The following is a 15,996-nucleotide window of genomic DNA, read 5'->3' as shown; positions in this document are numbered from 1 at the left end:
TGCAATTTTTAAAAATCCTTTTTTTTGTCGTTTAACATTTCTTTTTATTGGATAAAAACCTTTCTTGTTGTTAAATTTACTTTTTTTAATTCTAATTTAGTGAATTTTTCTGGTATTAAATTTGGTATTTTTTCTGGCCATTCGATAAAAAGCCAATTTTTATCGATGAAATACTCTTCAATTCCAATATCTAATGCTTCACTTTCTTCTTCTATCCTATAAAAGTCAAAATGATAAATTTTTTCATTAGTTGATGTATATTCATTAACTAAACTAAATGTAGGACTAGTTACATTATCTTTTGACCCTAATTGTTTTACTATTTCTTTAATTAATGTTGTTTTACCAGCACCCATTTCACCATAAAATAAAAGTGTCTTATGAGAAGACACCTTTATTACTTTGCGTGCTATGCTTGAAATTTCATTCAGCTTATAGCTTATTTCCATAATTTGTTATCCATTTATCTTGGCGCTAATACAGAAAAAGGAATAATCATCTCTTCTAAAGAAACGCCTCCGTGTTGATAAGTGTTTCTATAATAACTTACATAATGATTGTAGTTATTTGGATATGCAAAAAATAAATCTCCTTTTGCAAATATAAACGAACTGCTCATATTTATACTAGGCAGGTAGAAATCTTTTGGATTTTTTGCAGCAACTACATCTTTTTCTTCATAGGTTAAACTTTTACCTGTTTTGTAACGCAAGTTTAAACTAGTGTTTTTGTCGCCAATTACTTTTGAAGGATTTTTAGCATTTATGGTGCCATGGTCTGTTGTTATTATTAATTTAAAACCAAGTTGTTGTGCTTGCTGAATTATTTCAATTAAAGGAGAGTTTTTAAACCAGCTTTCTGTTAACGATCGGTAAGATTTATCTGTAGAAGCTAACTCTTTAATAACTTCCATTTCTGTTTTTGAGTGCGATAACATATCTACAAAATTGTATACAACAACTGTTAAATCGTTTTCTTTTTGTGTTTTAAAATTATCGACCAATTTTTTTCCGCCTCTTAAACTAGTTATTTTATGATAAGAAGTCTTTAAATCTAAGCCTAAGCGTTTCATTTGTGCCTGCAAAAATTCTTCTTCGTGCATGTTTTTTCCACCTTCATCAGTGTCATTTAACCATAAATTTGGATGCAATTTTTCCATATCTGCAGGCATCAAACCAGAAAAGATTGCATTTCTTGCATATTGTGTTGCTGTAGGTAAAATACTAGAAAATGAGGTTTCTTTTTCTTTTTTATAGTAATTATTAACTATTGGCTCAAAAGCACGCCATTGGTCATATCTTAAGTTATCTATAACTACTAGAAGAGTAGGTTGTTCTTTGCTTAATTCTGGAACAATCTGCTCTCTAAAAAGGGTATGAGACATGCTTGGTCTTTCTGCATCTTTTTCAAACCAGCTTGTGTAATTTTTTTCAATAAATTTACAAAACTCATTGTTAGCTTCTTGTTTCTGCGATTCTAAAATGCTAAACATTCCGGTGTCTTCAATATTTTCTAATTGAAGTTCCCAATAAATTAATTTTTGATACAATTCTGCCCAACCTTCCCAAGAATTAATTGAGCCCATATCCATAGCTATTTTCCTAAACTCTTGCTGATAATTTGAGGTGGTTTTTTCTGAAACTAATCTTGAATGATCTAGATTCTTTTTTAAGCTCAATAAAATTTGATTTGGATTTACAGGCTTAATTAAATAATCGGCAATTTTAGACCCAATAGCTTCTTCCATAATATACTCTTCCTCACTTTTTGTAATCATTACTACGGGAAGCGTATTGCGTTTTTCTTTAATCTCTGCCAAAGTTTCTAAACCGGTAAGTCCCGGCATATTTTCATCTAAAAAAACAATATCAAAATTTTGTTTTTCAACCTCTTCAATGGCTTCTACACCACTTTGGCAAGTTGTTACTTGGTAATTTTTGTTTTCTAAAAAAAGTATATGTGGTTTAAGTAAATCAATTTCATCATCTACCCAAAGTACTTTGATATTATTCATATATGTATATTTGCGTTTATTATTAAATTAAAGATTTGAATCAACGAAACAAACTTAAAATATTAAACGATCCAATTTACGGATTTATTACCATTCCGAACGAAAGGATTTTTGATATTATTGAACATAAATATTTTCAACGATTGCGCAGAATCTCTCAAATGGGCATGTCCTATTTGGTTTATCCTGGTGCACAACACACCCGTTTTCATCACGCTTTAGGTTGTATGCATTTAATGCGAAAAGCCTTGGAAGTACTTAAATTTAAAGGTGTTGTAATTTCTGAGGAGGAAGAAAAAGCACTTTTAATAGCTATACTTTTGCATGATATAGGGCATGGTCCTTTTTCTCATGCAATGGAACATAGTATTGTTAATGGGGTGAATCATGAATGGATTTCACTCCAATTTATGGAGAAAATGAATGCAGACTTTAACCAAAGTTTAACGCTAGCTATTCAGATTTTTAAGGGTGAATACCCTAGAAAATTTTTTAAACAACTTATTGCAAGTCAACTTGACGTCGATCGCTTAGATTATTTAAAACGTGATAGTTTTTATACAGGAGTGGCCGAAGGAAACATAAATAGTGAACGCTTAATTACCATGCTTAATGTAAAAAATGACAAATTGGTAGTTGAGCAAAAAGGAATTTATTCAGTAGAAAAATTCTTAGTTGCTAGACGATTAATGTATTGGCAGGTTTATTTACATAAAACAAGTTTAGGAGCAGAACAACTAGTAATTCGGGTTTTAAAACGTGCAAAATATTTAGTAGATCAAGATATTTCACTTCCTGCCAGTAAAGCATTAGGCTATTTTTTAAAAAATAAAATTGATATAAAAAGCTTTAATACAGATGTGTTAGAAACATTTAGCAAATTAGATGATTATGATATTGTGTCTGCAATGAAGGAATGGATTAGTAGTGATGACTTTGTTTTACGAAATTTATGTAAAATGATCATTAATCGGGATTTGTTAAAAGTGAAGCTACGAAAGAAAAAAATTGAGCCAAAAAAGTTAGAAACTCATATTCTTAAACTTCAAGAAAAGTATTCAATTTCTAAAGAAGAAGCAGAATATTTTGTTTTTAAAGGAGATGTCTCTAACCTTGCTTACCGTAGTGATGTAGAGAATATAAGTATTTTACATAAAAACGGAAAAGTAGTAGATGTTATAAAAGCTTCAGACCAATTAAACCTAGAAGCACTTTCAGAACCGGTAATAAAATATTATATCTGCTATCCAAAACCAAAAGATTAACAATTTTTTCTATTTTTGTCAGAATGAAATTTACAGTAGCACAAATTGCCGAAATACTCGATGGAGAAATTGTAGGGAATCCTGATGTAGAAGTTTCTCAATTAGCCAAAATTGAAGAAGGTTTTCCAGAGGCGCTTACTTTTTTATCCAATCCAAAGTATACTTCTTATATATACGATACTAAAGCAGGAGCTTGTATTGTAAATAAAGACTTTAATCCAGACCAAGATATTTCTACAACTTTAATTAAAGTTGAAGATTCTTATAAAGCTTTTACAGAACTTTTAGAATATTATAATCAAGTAAAACTAAATAAAAACGGAATAGAGCAACCACATTATATATCAGATTCTGCAAAATATGGAGAAGATGTTTATTTGGGTGCTTTTTCTTATTTAGGAGATAATGTAAAATTAGGAAATAATGTAAAAATTTACCCTAATGTTTATATAGGTGATAATGTTAATATAGGCGATAATGTAATTGTTTTTGCAGGAGCTAAAATTTATTCCGAATCAATAATTGGTAATTATTGTGTGATTCATGGTGGAGCAATTGTGGGAGCAGATGGATTTGGTTTTACGCCAGATGAAAACGGAGAATATAAAAAAGTCCCTCAAATAGGAAATGTAATCATAGAAGACTTTGTTGATGTTGGTGCAGGTACAACTATAGATAGAGCTACTTTAGGCTCAACCATAATTCGAAAAGGAGTAAAACTTGATAATCAAATTCAAATTGCTCATAATGTTGAAATAGGAAAGCACACAGCAATTGCCGCTCAAACAGGAATTGCAGGATCAACAAAAATTGGAGAAAACTGTATTATTGGCGGCCAAGTAGGAATTGTCGGTCACATTTCTATAGGAAACCGAGTACGAATCCAAGCTCAATCCGGTATAGGAAGAAATGTAAAAGATGATGAAGCTTTGCAAGGTTCACCAGCATTAGGTTATAATGATTTCAATAAATCCTATGTACATTTTAAAAATTTACCAAAATCAATAAAAAAGCTCAATAACTTAGATAAAAAGTTGAATACGAATGGCTGATAATACAAATAAACAGCGTACAATTAAAAATGAAGTTTCTTTAACAGGAGTTGGACTTCATACAGGAAAAGATGTAACCTTAACTTTTAAACCTGCTGAAGAAAATCATGGCTACGCTTTTAAGAGAATTGATTTAGAGGGAACACCCGTTATTTCTGCAGAAGCAGGATATGTTACTAATACACAACGTGGAACCCGATTAGAAAAAAATGGCGTTGCAATTCAAACCTCAGAACATGTTTTAGCAGCTTGTGTAGGTTTACAAATTGATAATTTATTAATTGAAATGAACGCCAGTGAACCACCAATTATGGATGGTTCTTCTAAATTTTTTGTAGAAGCGTTAGAAGAAGCGGGCATTCAAGAACAAGAAGCAGATCGTGAAGAATACGAGGTAAAAGAAATAATCTCGTATGTAGATGAAGAAACTGGAAGCGAAATAATGGTAGTTCCGGCCTGTAATTACGAGGTCACGACAATGGTAGATTTTGGAACCAAAGTTTTAGGAACACAGAATGCATCTATCAAAGATTTGTCTGAATTTAAAGATGAAATTGCAGATTCAAGAACCTTTAGTTTTTTACACGAGTTAGAAACATTATTAGAGCATGGCTTAATTAGAGGTGGCGATCTAAATAATGCTATTGTTTATGTTGATAAGGAATTATCAAAAGAGACGATGGAAAAACTTCGTGTAGCTTTTGATAAAGATGAAATTTCTGTAAAACCAAACGGAATTTTAGATAACCTAACACTTCATTATCCAAATGAAGCTGCTAGACATAAATTATTAGATGTAATTGGAGATCTTGCTTTAATTGGTACACGTATAAAAGGAAGAATAATTGCTAATAAACCGGGGCATTTTGTGAATACAGAATTTGCAAAAAAACTGGCTAAACATATCAAAGCAGAAAAACGTAATAAAGTACCACAAGTTGATCTGAATCAAACTCCTTTAATGGATGTGAATCAGATTATGAAAATGCTTCCGCATAGGCAACCTATGTTGCTTATCGATAAAATTTTTGAACTTTCAGAGAGTCACGTTATAGGAAGTAAAAATGTGACCATGAATGAAGAATTTTTTAGAGGTCATTTTCCTGGAGCTCCTGTTATGCCGGGAGTTTTAATTGTTGAAGCAATGGCACAAACAGGAGGTATTTTAATTTTAAGTACTGTTCCAGATCCAGAAAACTATCTCACTTATTTTATGAAGATTGATAATGTGAAATTTAAACAAAAAGTGGTTCCTGGAGACACACTTGTATTTAAATGTGATTTAATCTCTCCTATACGAAGAGGAATTTGCCATATGCAAGGCTATGCTTTTGCTAATGGAAAATTGTGCGCCGAGGCAGAATTAATGGCACAAATTGTAAAATCTAAAGAATCCTAAATAGTATGAATCAACCTTTAGCCTATGTTCATCCAGGTGCAAAAATTGCTAAAAATGTAGTAATAGAACCTTTTACAACTATACATAATAATGTAGTAATTGGAGAAGGATCTTGGATTGGTTCTAACGTAACCATAATGGAAGGAGCACGGATAGGAAAAAATGTAAATATCTTTCCTGGAGCTGTAATTTCAGCAATTCCGCAGGATAAAAAATTCAACGACGAAGAAACCATAACAGAAATAGGAGATAATACTACTATTCGAGAATGTGTGACAATTAACAGAGGAACCACAGACCGAATGAAAACTGTTATTGGCAAAAACTGTTGGATTATGGCTTATTGCCATATTGCTCACGACTGTATTGTAGGTGATAATTGTATTTTCTCTAATAACAGTACCTTAGCAGGACATATTACGTTAGGAGACTATGTTATTCTTGCAGGAATGGTAGCTATTCAGCAGTTTTGCAGCATAGGTAATCACGCCTTCATTACTGGCGGTTCTATGGTTAGAAAAGATGTACCTCCATTTGTTAAAGCAGCAAGAGAACCACTTTCCTACGTAGGTATTAATTCTATTGGCTTGCGCCGAAGAGGATTCAGTACTGAGAAAATTAGAGAGATTCAAGATATTTATAGAATATTATATCAAAAAAATTATAATAATTCTCAAGCAGTTACTATCATTGAAGCCGAAATGGAAGCTACACCCGAGCGAGATGATATTTTAGAATTTATAAAAAATTCTCAACGAGGTGTGATGAAGGGTTATTTTTCAAATTAAATTAGTTAAAAGTTATGGCAAATACAAGTGACATTAGAAACGGATTATGCATACGTTACAATCATGATATTTTTAAAATTATTGAATTCTTACACGTTAAACCAGGTAAAGGACCGGCTTTTGTAAGAACTAAATTAAAGAGTGTAACTACGGGAAAAGTCATAGAAAATACTTTTTCTGCAGGGCATAAAATTGATGATGTACGTGTAGAAACACACAAATTTCAGTTTTTATATCAAGATGGAGAGTTTTATCATTTTATGAATACTGAGGATTATACACAAATTAGATTGTTAGAATCTGCTTTAGACGCTCCCGGATTATTAAAAGAAGGAGAAGTGGTTACAGTAATTATTAATTCTGAAGATAATATGCCGCTTTCTGTTGAAATGCCACCAAGTGTTATTTTAGAAATAGCACATACAGAACCTGGTGTAAAAGGAAATACCGCTACAAATGCTACAAAACCTGCAACTGTAGAAACCGGTGCAGAAGTAATGGTTCCTCTTTTTATAAATGAAGGTGATAAAATAAAAATAGAAACCGAAAAAGGAACATATAAAGAACGTATAAAAGAATAATTAATTTATGATTAAAAAGTTTATTTTTTTTGCCTTCATTTTAACTAGCAATACGGTTATTTCTCAAAATTTTGAAGTTGGGGTTCAAGGTGGTTATGGTTTATCAAATATTCATTTTGAAGGCACAAGTTCTCATTCAATAGGAGTAGGTAATGTAGGAATTATCGGTCAATATAATTTTGATGATCGTTGGTCTATTTTAGCGAAGGCTCTTTATGATAGAAAAGGTTTTAAATATAGTTCAATTCGAGAATCAGAAATAAAAGAAACGTTACAATATATAGATTTTCCTTTAATGGCTAAGTTTCACTTAAGTCATCCAAAGGAAGATGTAAGGTTTTATATTCAGGCAGGTGGTTTTTTTGGTTTGTTTCAATCTGCTGAGAACACAACAAGTATTAAACAAACAGATGTTTCTGATTCTTATGAAACGGTTGATTATGGTGCTGCGTTTGGTTTGGGACTAGAAATTTGGGTTACCGAGAAATTGTCAATTTTAGTTGATACAGAAGTAAATATTGGTGTTGCTGATATTTCTGCAGATCCAAATCAAAATCTAACAAGTTCAGCAACAAAGTTTAGTGCGGGTTTATTATATTCAATAAATTAATGAAACTAACATGAAATTTCCTCAGCAACATACGCTTCAACAAATAGCAACTATTATAGATGCTGAATTTGTTGGTGATTCAGCTTTTCCTGTTTTAGGGATGAATGAGATTCATGTTGTAAATGCTGGAGATATTGTTTTTGTAGATCATCCAAAATATTATGATAAGGCATTAAAATCTGCTGCAACAATTATTTTGATCAATAAAAAAGTCGATTGTCCTAAAGGAAAAGCACTTTTAATTTCAGATGATCCTTTCCGTGATTTTAATAAATTGACCGATTATTTTAAACCTTTTCAGAAGGCCACACAATCAATTTCAGATTCTTCTTCAATTGGAGAAAATACAACTATACAACCTACCGCTTTCGTAGGGAATAATGTAACGATTGGAAATAACTGTGTGATTCATGCAAATGTTTCTATTTATGATCATTCTGTAATAGGCGATAATGTAATTATTCACTCAAATACAGTTATTGGTGCTCCTGCGTTTTATTACAAAAATAGATCAACAGGTTTTGATCAATTAAAATCGGGTGGGCGAGTGGTAATAGAAAAAAATGTAGATATTGGTGCTTCTTGTACTATTGATAGAGGAGTTAGCGGAGATACTTTTATAGGTGAAGGCTCTAAATTAGATAATCAAGTGCATATTGGTCACGATACTGTTTTAGGAAAAAAATGTTTAATTGCATCTCAAGCAGGAATCGCAGGTTGTGTAATTATAGAAGATGAAGTAACTATTTGGGGACAGGTCGGAATTAGAAGTGATGTTAGAATAAGAAAAAATGTAGAAATTTTTGCTCAATCTGGAGTTAGTAAATCTTTAAAAGAAGGAGAGAAGTATTTTGGGACTCCAGCTACTGAAGCAAAAAAATGGTTTAGAGAAGCGGCTTCTATTAGGCAAATTCCACGATTATTAAAAAATAAATAATATGAGTATGGACAAAAAAAATCTGGTTAAAAATTTTTATGAATCTGATTTTTATTCCAATTCAGACGAACTAAAAAAATACTTTCATCCTGAGGTGGAAATTTTTTGGAATAGTAGCTCTGGTTTTTACAAATTAGACTTTCAAAGTTTCGAGAAAATTTCATCGGAAATGGGAAAATCTTTCGAGTCGTTAAATTGTGATATTACACATTTATTACAAGAGGGAGATTCAGTAACGATTCGGTTTTCTTATAATGTTAATACTATCGAAAGTCCTGATGAAGATATTTCTATAGCACATTTTATTGCTATTTGGGAAATTAAAGATGAAAAGCTTTATAAGGGCTATATGATAAGTCAACCAGAAGATGATAATCCAGAAAATATTTTCTCCTTCATCCCAAAAAAAGATTAAAAACTTTTAGAGTTCATTTATAACATTTACATTTGCAAGGCATAAAACAAGAAAAAAATTATGAGCGTTTTAGTAAATAAAAATTCAAAAATAATTGTACAAGGTTTTACCGGTAGTGAAGGTACTTTTCACGCGGAACAAATGATTGAGTATGGTACTAATATTGTTGGTGGAGTTACTCCAGGAAAAGGAGGTCAGACCCACTTAAACAAGCCTGTTTTTAATACTGTAGCAGATGCAGTTAAAGAAGCAAATGCAGATACTACCATTATTTTTGTTCCTCCAGCTTTTGCTGCAGATGCAATTATGGAAGCTGCTGATGCAGGAATTAAAGTTATTATTACCATTACAGAAGGTATTCCTGTAGCTGATATGATTAAAGCTTCAGAATACATTAAAGATAAAGATTGCAGATTAATTGGTCCTAACTGTCCAGGTGTAATTACACCGGGGGAAGCAAAAGTTGGAATTATGCCAGGTTTTGTTTTCAAAAAAGGAAAAGTAGGAATTGTATCTAAATCAGGTACATTAACTTATGAAGCTGCAGACCAAGTTGTAAAACAAGGTTTAGGAATTACTACCGCTATTGGAATTGGAGGAGATCCTATTATAGGAACTACTACAAAAGAAGCAGTTGAGTTATTAATTAATGATGAAGAAACTGAATGCGTAGTAATGATCGGTGAAATAGGTGGTCAATTAGAAGCTGACGCCGCAAAATGGTATAAAGAAAGCGGTTCTAAAAAACCAGTTGTTGGTTTTATTGCTGGAGAAACTGCACCAGCCGGAAGAACAATGGGTCACGCCGGGGCAATTGTTGGTGGAAGTGAAGATACCGCTCAAGCCAAGAAAAAAATTATGAAAGAAAGTGGAATTCACGTAGTGGATTCTCCTGCTGAAATAGGAATGAAAGTAGCAGAAGTTTTAGGATAAACTATTTCTGTTAAAATAATTCAATTTTTGTAACGTTTAAAGTTCGTTAGAGTCTTATCTCTAACGAACTTTTTTATTTTTAACTAACTAATTTTAATTTATGAAAAAATTTTATGCACCTTTTTTTCTTCTATTCGCAACAATAGCTTTTGTTAGTTGCGGAGATAAAGAAGAAAAACAAACCGAAGAAAAAGATCAATTTCAGCATACCGATGATGCCGGTTTTTCTTACGAAACTTTTAAAGAAGATCCTACCGGATTACGCCTTTACACTTTAGACAACGGCTTAAAGGTTTATCTTGGTAAAAATGAAGAGGAACCTAAAATACAAACGCTTGTTGCGGTTAGAGCAGGTTCTACTTATGACCCTGCAGATAATACTGGTTTAGCACACTATTTAGAGCACATGGTTTTTAAAGGGACCAGTGAAATAGGAACACAGGACTGGGAAAAAGAGCAGGTTTTACTCGATAGCATTTCAGAATTATATGAAATGCATAAAGCAGCCACAGATACCGCTGAAAAAGAAGATCTCTATCGTCAAATTGACTCCGTTTCTCAAAAGGCTTCAGAATATTCTATTGCAAATGAATATGATAAGATGGTAGCTTCATTAGGCGCCGAAGGAACGAATGCATTTACTTCTAATGAGCAAACTGTTTATGTAAACAAAATTCCTTCAAATGAATTAGATAAGTGGTTAGATGTAGAAAGCGAGCGTTTTAGCAACTTGGTTCTACGTTTATTTCATACAGAATTAGAAGCAGTTTATGAAGAATTTAATCGTGGACAAGACAGCGACGGCCGTAAACAATATCAAGCAACTTTAGAAGGTTTGTTTCCAACGCATCCTTATGGAACGCAAAGCACGATTGGGAAATCTGAGCATTTAAAAAACCCTTCTATGGAAGCGATTCATAATTATTTCGATAAATATTATGTACCCAATAATATGGCGGTGGTTTTAGTTGGAGATATCGATTTTGATTCAACTATTAAAAAAGTAAATGATGCTTTTGGTGATTATGAAAAGAAGGAAATTACACACCCTACTTTTCCTGAAGAGCAGCCAATTACCGCTCCAGTAAAAAAAGAAGTTTTTGGTCCGACCTCAGAATCTATTTATGTAGCGTACAGAACTGATGGAATTGGAAGTAAAGATGAAAAAATAGTTACTTTAATTGACTATATTTTAGCGAATTCTCAGGCAGGATTAATTGATTTAGATTTAAATCAGCAACAAAAAGTTCAGCGTGCTTCTTCATTTACAAACTTCAACAACGATTATGGTTTTCATATTTTGTACGGAATGCCAAAAGCCAATCAGAGTTTAGATGAAGTTAAAAAGCTATTGTTAGCTGAAATCGATAAAATTAAAGCTGGTGATTTTGAAGATTGGTTAGTCGATGCTGTAATTAATGATTTAAAACTTTCAGAAATTCGTCAGTATGAAAATGCTTCTTCTACAGCTTATGCGTATATGGATGCTTTTGTACATTTTCAAGATTGGCAATCACGAATCGATTTTATTGAATCTTTAAAAAGTATTACAAAAGAAGATTTAGTAAATTATGCTAATGAGCATTATAACAATAATTACGTAGCGGTTTACAAAAGAAAAGGAGAAGACCCTAATATTGCAAAAGTTGAAAATCCGGGGATTACTCCAGTCAAATTAAACCGTGATAAACAGTCAGATTTCTTAAAGAAATTTAACGAAACAGAATCTCCAGCTTTAGAGCCTCAATATGTAGATTACGAAAAAGCTATTGAAAATACAGAAACAGAAAATGGCTTACCGGTAGCTTACATTGAAAATAAGAATAACGATTTATTCAACTTGTATATCATTTTTGATATGGGTCAGGATAATGATAAAGAGCTTTCTCTGGCAGCAGGATATTTAGATTATTTGGGAACAAAAAATCTTTCTCCAGAAGAAGTAAAACAAGAGTTTTATAAGCTAGGAATCAATTATTTTGTGAGCTCTGGTAACGATAAAACTTATGTTGGTTTATCAGGCTTAAAAGAAAATTTAGGTGAGGGATTAGCTTTGTTAGAAGATCTATGGCAAAATGCTGAAGCAGACCAAGAAACTTATGATAAATATGTTGACCAAATTTTAAAAAGTCGTCAAGATAATAAAACCCAAAAAGGAAATATTCTTTTTAACGGTTTAATGAATTATGGTAAATACGGTGAAGATTCTAGACTTAGAAATATTTATACTGTAGCAGAATTAAAGCAAAAGAAACCTGAAGAATTAGTTCAGAAAATAAAAGATATGCGAAATTATAAACAACGTATTTTTTATTACGGAAAAGATCTGGAAAATGCAGTTTCAGCAATTGAAACGAATCATAAATTGCCAGAAAATCTAAAGGATTATCCTGAAGCCAAAAAATACGAAGAGCAAAAAACCGGCGGAAAAGTTTTCTTTGTAGATTATGATATGGTTCAAGCAGAAATGGTCTTCTTAGCAAAAGGTGAAAATTTTGATGCCGAAAAAATGGCGGCAACAGAATTATTCAACACTTATTTTGGTAGCGGACTTTCTTCTATTGTTTTTCAGGAAATTAGAGAATCTAAGTCTTTAGCTTATTCGGCTTATTCAGCTTACCAAATGGCGCGTGAAAAAGATAAGCCAAATTATGTAATGGCTTACATTGGTACACAAGCCAATAAAATGCCACAGGCGGTAGATGCGATGATGGAATTAATGACTGATATGCCAGAAGCAGAAGAACAATTTCAATCGGCTAAAGAAGCAACTTTAAAACAAATTGCTGCTGATAGGATTACAAAAACTTCTATTTTCTGGAATTTTGAAAGTTTAAAAGAAAGAGGTCTAGATCACGATTATCGCCAAGAAATGTATAATACTATTGAAAAAATGACTTTAGCTGATTTAAAAGAATTTTTCAATAATAATATAAAAGGAGAAGAATATAATATTCTAGTAATTGGAAATAAGAAAGACGTGAACATGAATGCACTTTCTAAATTAGGAAAAGTGAAAGAATTAGATGTAGATTATTTATTCAATTATGAAAAATCTGCCCCAGAAAGTGAATTAAAAATGTAAATTCATTTTTATAAAAATTAAAACCTCCTGATATTTCGGGAGGTTTTTTTATGCCCTAATTCGTGCTTATTGTTATATTTGGCTAAGCATACTTAATTTTAAATAAACTTATGAAATTACTTGAAGGAAAAAATGCAATTATTACCGGAGCAAGTAGAGGTATAGGCAAGGGTATAGCAACTGTTTTTGCACAACAAGGTGCCAATGTTGCGTTTACATACAGCTCTTCTGTTGAAGCTGCAAATGAACTTGAAAAAGAACTTTCTGCTTTAGGAATAAAAGCAAAAGGATACAAAAGCAACGCTGCCAATTTTGAAGAAGCACAACAACTTATTACAGATGTTGCTAAAGATTTTGATAGCATAGATATTTTAGTAAATAATGCCGGCATTACAAAAGATAATTTGTTGATGCGTATGAGCGAAGAAGATTTTGATAAAGTAATAGATATCAACTTAAAATCTATTTTTAATATGACTAAAGCTGTACAGCGTACTATGCTAAAACAGCGCAAAGGAAGCATTATTAATATGAGTTCTGTGGTTGGTGTAAAAGGAAATGCCGGACAAGCAAATTATGCAGCTTCTAAAGCGGGAATGATTGGTTTCTCTAAATCTATTGCATTAGAATTAGGTTCTAGAAATATTAGAACCAACGTAATTGCACCAGGTTTTATAGAAACTGAAATGACGGCAAAATTAGATGAAAAAACCGTAGATGGTTGGCGACAAGCAATTCCTTTAAAAAGAGGAGGAACTCCAGAAGACATTGCTAACGCTTGTGTGTTTTTAGGAAGTGATTTAAGCAATTACATTACCGGTCAAGTGTTAAACGTAGACGGCGGAATGCTTACCTAAAATAATAAATTCAAATTAGTTAATGTCAGTACAAACCATTCTCTTTATTGGTGTAGCCATAATTCTAGCCTTAGGATTATCATTGGTTCAGTACTACAAAAGACAAAAAAATAAACGCGTAAAACACTGGCTATTGTTCAGTGTTTTACGTTTTATAACCTATTTTGCTGTTTTTTTATTACTGATAAATCCTGAAATAACACAAACTAATTTTACGGTAGAAAAACCCACTTTAGTTATTGCAGCAGACAATTCTAGCTCTATTGCAGAATTAGCAGAAACTAATGACATAAAAAAGTTTGTAACTGATTTAAAAAGCAATCAAGAAATAAGCGAAAATTTTTCGGTGCAACTTTTTTCATTTGGTCAACAAGTGAAATCTACGGATAGTCTCCAGTTCAATGAAAATCAAAGTAATTTAGATCAAGCATTTAAAACTTTTCAGAATTTATATTCACAAAAAAATGCGGCCACAATTTTTATAAGCGACGGTAACCAAACCTTTGGGCAAGACTTCGTTTATTCTGCAAAAGAATACCAACAATCGGTAATTCCTGTAATTGCAGGAGATACGACAACTTATACAGATATTAAAATTAGTCAGGTAAACGTAAACCGGTTTGCATTTTTAAATAATAAATTTCCGGTTGAAATTTTTGTAAATTATGAAGGAAGTGCTTCTGTAGCGAAAGAAGTAAAAATTCAACAAAATAATACAACTGTTTTTTCTGAAACACTCAAATTTTCTGCGAATAAAAAATCACATCGACTTAATGCGATTTTACCTGCTAAAAGTACAGGCGTAAAAACCTATCAAATTCTTATTGAAGAGCTGACTTCAGAAAAAAACACGGCAAATAATTCTAAAAATTTTGCCATAGAAGTAATTGACCAAAAGACCAATGTACTTTTACTTTCAGCTATTTCGCATCCGGATTTAGGGATGTTTAAAAAAGCGATAGAGCATAACCAGCAGCGCGATGCAACTATAAAGTTTTTGGAAGATGAAATAGATTTTGGTAAATATCAATTAGTTGTCATATATCAACCAAACTCACAATTTTCATCAGTTTATCAGCAAATAAAAAAACTGGGTTTAAATACGCTTACGGTAACGGGAACTAAAACCGACTATGCATTTTTAAATCAAGAACAAGAATTTTTTACTAAAGAAATAAATGGTCAGGAAGAAAATTACTTAGCTGAATATAATACTAATTATAGTTCTTTTCAATTCAGTAATATTGGTTTTGAAGATTTTCCGCCATTGAGTGATCAATTTGGGAACATTCAATTTAAAACAGAAAATCAAGCCTTATTATTTCAGTCGGTAGATGGTTTTATAACAGAAACGCCTTTGTGGACTACACTTCAAAAGAATAATCAACGGCACGGTTTTATTTTTGGAGAAAACACTTGGCAATGGCGTGCAAAATCTTTTAGAAACGAAGGAGATTTTAATCGTTTTGATGAGTTTTTTGGAAAGTTAATACAGTATTTAGCCTCAAATAAGCGCAGAGAACGATTAAGTTTAAGTTTTGACTCCTTTTATAAATCGGGAGAACCAATTCGTTTTCAGGCGCAATATGTCGATGCAAATTATGAATTTGATCCGCGTGCAAAAATTAGTATTCATGTAGAAAATAAAGAAACATCTGCAAAACAAATATTTCCATTTTTGTTGAAAGATAATTTATATGAAGTAGATTTAAGCAATTTAAATTCCGGTGATTATAAATTTACTGTGAATGTTGCTGAAGAAAATATTCAAAAAAGTGGAACTTTTACTATTATAGATTTTGATGTAGAAAAACAGTTTTTAAATGCAGATATAGAAAAGTTAACTAAAATTGCTACTGATCAAGTTTTTTACCTAGATCAAAAAGACGAGCTGATCAATTATTTACTCAGTAATAAAAATTATAAACCTGTTCAAAAAAGTACTTTACAAAAATCACCTTTAATAGATTGGTATTATTTATTGGTAATTATTGTAGCAAGTTTAACAATAGAATGGTTTTTAAGAAAATACAACGGATTAATTTAATTAAATAAGAAAT

General features: G+C 31.8%; 14 protein-coding genes. 12 read left to right on the top strand and 2 right to left on the bottom strand.

All coding sequences use genetic code 11. The features are described 5' to 3' along the window. Nucleotides 1-44: 44 nt before the first annotated feature. Complete coding sequence (tsaE, locus tag D9R05_RS01365; RefSeq protein ID WP_121665426.1) at nucleotides 45-449, bottom strand: tRNA (adenosine(37)-N6)-threonylcarbamoyltransferase complex ATPase subunit type 1 TsaE; 405 nt, start codon at nucleotides 447-449, stop codon at nucleotides 45-47. Between the two features lie 14 nt (nucleotides 450-463). After that, complete coding sequence (gene porX / locus D9R05_RS01360) at nucleotides 464-2,014, bottom strand: T9SS response regulator signal transducer PorX (protein ID WP_121665425.1); 1,551 nt, start codon at nucleotides 2,012-2,014, stop codon at nucleotides 464-466. A 35-nt stretch (nucleotides 2,015-2,049) separates the two neighbouring features. On the opposite strand from porX, the gene D9R05_RS01355 reads away from it, so the two are divergent. The 12 genes from D9R05_RS01355 (at nucleotide 2,050) to D9R05_RS01300 (ending at nucleotide 15,983) form a co-directional block, all read left to right on the top strand. Then, nucleotides 2,050-3,279 carry an HD domain-containing protein gene (locus tag D9R05_RS01355; RefSeq protein ID WP_121665424.1) on the top strand — a complete coding sequence of 410 codons (1,230 nt, stop codon included), beginning with the start codon at nucleotides 2,050-2,052 and terminating at the stop codon, nucleotides 3,277-3,279. Nucleotides 3,280-3,302: 23 nt separating this feature from the next. Beyond that, nucleotides 3,303-4,331, top strand: coding sequence for a UDP-3-O-(3-hydroxymyristoyl)glucosamine N-acyltransferase (lpxD, locus tag D9R05_RS01350; protein WP_121665423.1), 1,029 nt, complete (start codon nucleotides 3,303-3,305; stop codon nucleotides 4,329-4,331). Continuing rightward, the gene (locus D9R05_RS01345) at nucleotides 4,324-5,730 is read left to right on the top strand and encodes a bifunctional UDP-3-O-[3-hydroxymyristoyl] N-acetylglucosamine deacetylase/3-hydroxyacyl-ACP dehydratase (RefSeq protein WP_121665422.1); all 1,407 of its coding nucleotides are present in this window, start codon (nucleotides 4,324-4,326) and stop codon (nucleotides 5,728-5,730) included. The genes lpxD and D9R05_RS01345 overlap by 8 nt, the downstream gene beginning before the upstream one ends. Nucleotides 5,731-5,735: 5 nt before the next feature. Then, nucleotides 5,736-6,518, top strand: coding sequence for an acyl-ACP--UDP-N-acetylglucosamine O-acyltransferase (gene lpxA / locus D9R05_RS01340; protein WP_121665421.1), 783 nt, complete (start codon nucleotides 5,736-5,738; stop codon nucleotides 6,516-6,518). A 14-nt stretch (nucleotides 6,519-6,532) separates the two neighbouring features. Then, on the top strand, nucleotides 6,533-7,099 hold the full coding sequence (gene efp / locus D9R05_RS01335; protein ID WP_121665420.1) for an elongation factor P: 567 nt from the start codon (nucleotides 6,533-6,535) through the stop codon (nucleotides 7,097-7,099). 7 nt (nucleotides 7,100-7,106) lie between these two features. Next, entirely contained in the window at nucleotides 7,107-7,709 is a 603-nt protein-coding gene (locus tag D9R05_RS01330; protein WP_121665419.1) for a porin family protein, read from the top strand. A 10-nt stretch (nucleotides 7,710-7,719) separates the two neighbouring features. Beyond that, complete coding sequence (locus tag D9R05_RS01325) at nucleotides 7,720-8,646, top strand: UDP-3-O-(3-hydroxymyristoyl)glucosamine N-acyltransferase (protein ID WP_121665418.1); 927 nt, start codon at nucleotides 7,720-7,722, stop codon at nucleotides 8,644-8,646. Nucleotides 8,647-8,653: 7 nt separating this feature from the next. Continuing rightward, nucleotides 8,654-9,061, top strand: coding sequence for a nuclear transport factor 2-like protein (locus tag D9R05_RS01320; protein WP_240462885.1), 408 nt, complete (start codon nucleotides 8,654-8,656; stop codon nucleotides 9,059-9,061). 60 nt (nucleotides 9,062-9,121) lie between these two features. After that, nucleotides 9,122-9,994 (top strand): succinate--CoA ligase subunit alpha, encoded by an 873-nt coding sequence (gene sucD / locus D9R05_RS01315; RefSeq protein ID WP_121665416.1) that lies wholly within the window; start codon nucleotides 9,122-9,124, stop codon nucleotides 9,992-9,994. Between the two features lie 100 nt (nucleotides 9,995-10,094). Further along, entirely contained in the window at nucleotides 10,095-13,079 is a 2,985-nt protein-coding gene (locus D9R05_RS01310; RefSeq protein WP_121665415.1) for a M16 family metallopeptidase, read from the top strand. A 110-nt stretch (nucleotides 13,080-13,189) separates the two neighbouring features. Then, complete coding sequence (fabG, locus tag D9R05_RS01305) at nucleotides 13,190-13,936, top strand: 3-oxoacyl-[acyl-carrier-protein] reductase (RefSeq protein WP_121665414.1); 747 nt, start codon at nucleotides 13,190-13,192, stop codon at nucleotides 13,934-13,936. 22 nt (nucleotides 13,937-13,958) lie between these two features. Continuing rightward, nucleotides 13,959-15,983 carry a VWA domain-containing protein gene (locus D9R05_RS01300; RefSeq protein WP_121665413.1) on the top strand — a complete coding sequence of 675 codons (2,025 nt, stop codon included), beginning with the start codon at nucleotides 13,959-13,961 and terminating at the stop codon, nucleotides 15,981-15,983. Nucleotides 15,984-15,996: the final 13 nt, after the last annotated feature.

The sequence above is a fragment of the Mesonia aquimarina genome (assembly GCF_003667275.1).
Classification (GTDB): Bacteria; Bacteroidota; Bacteroidia; order Flavobacteriales; family Flavobacteriaceae; genus Mesonia; species Mesonia aquimarina.
The sequence above is the reverse complement of the archived record's forward strand: the minus strand, read 5'-3'. Positions and strand labels throughout refer to the sequence as shown.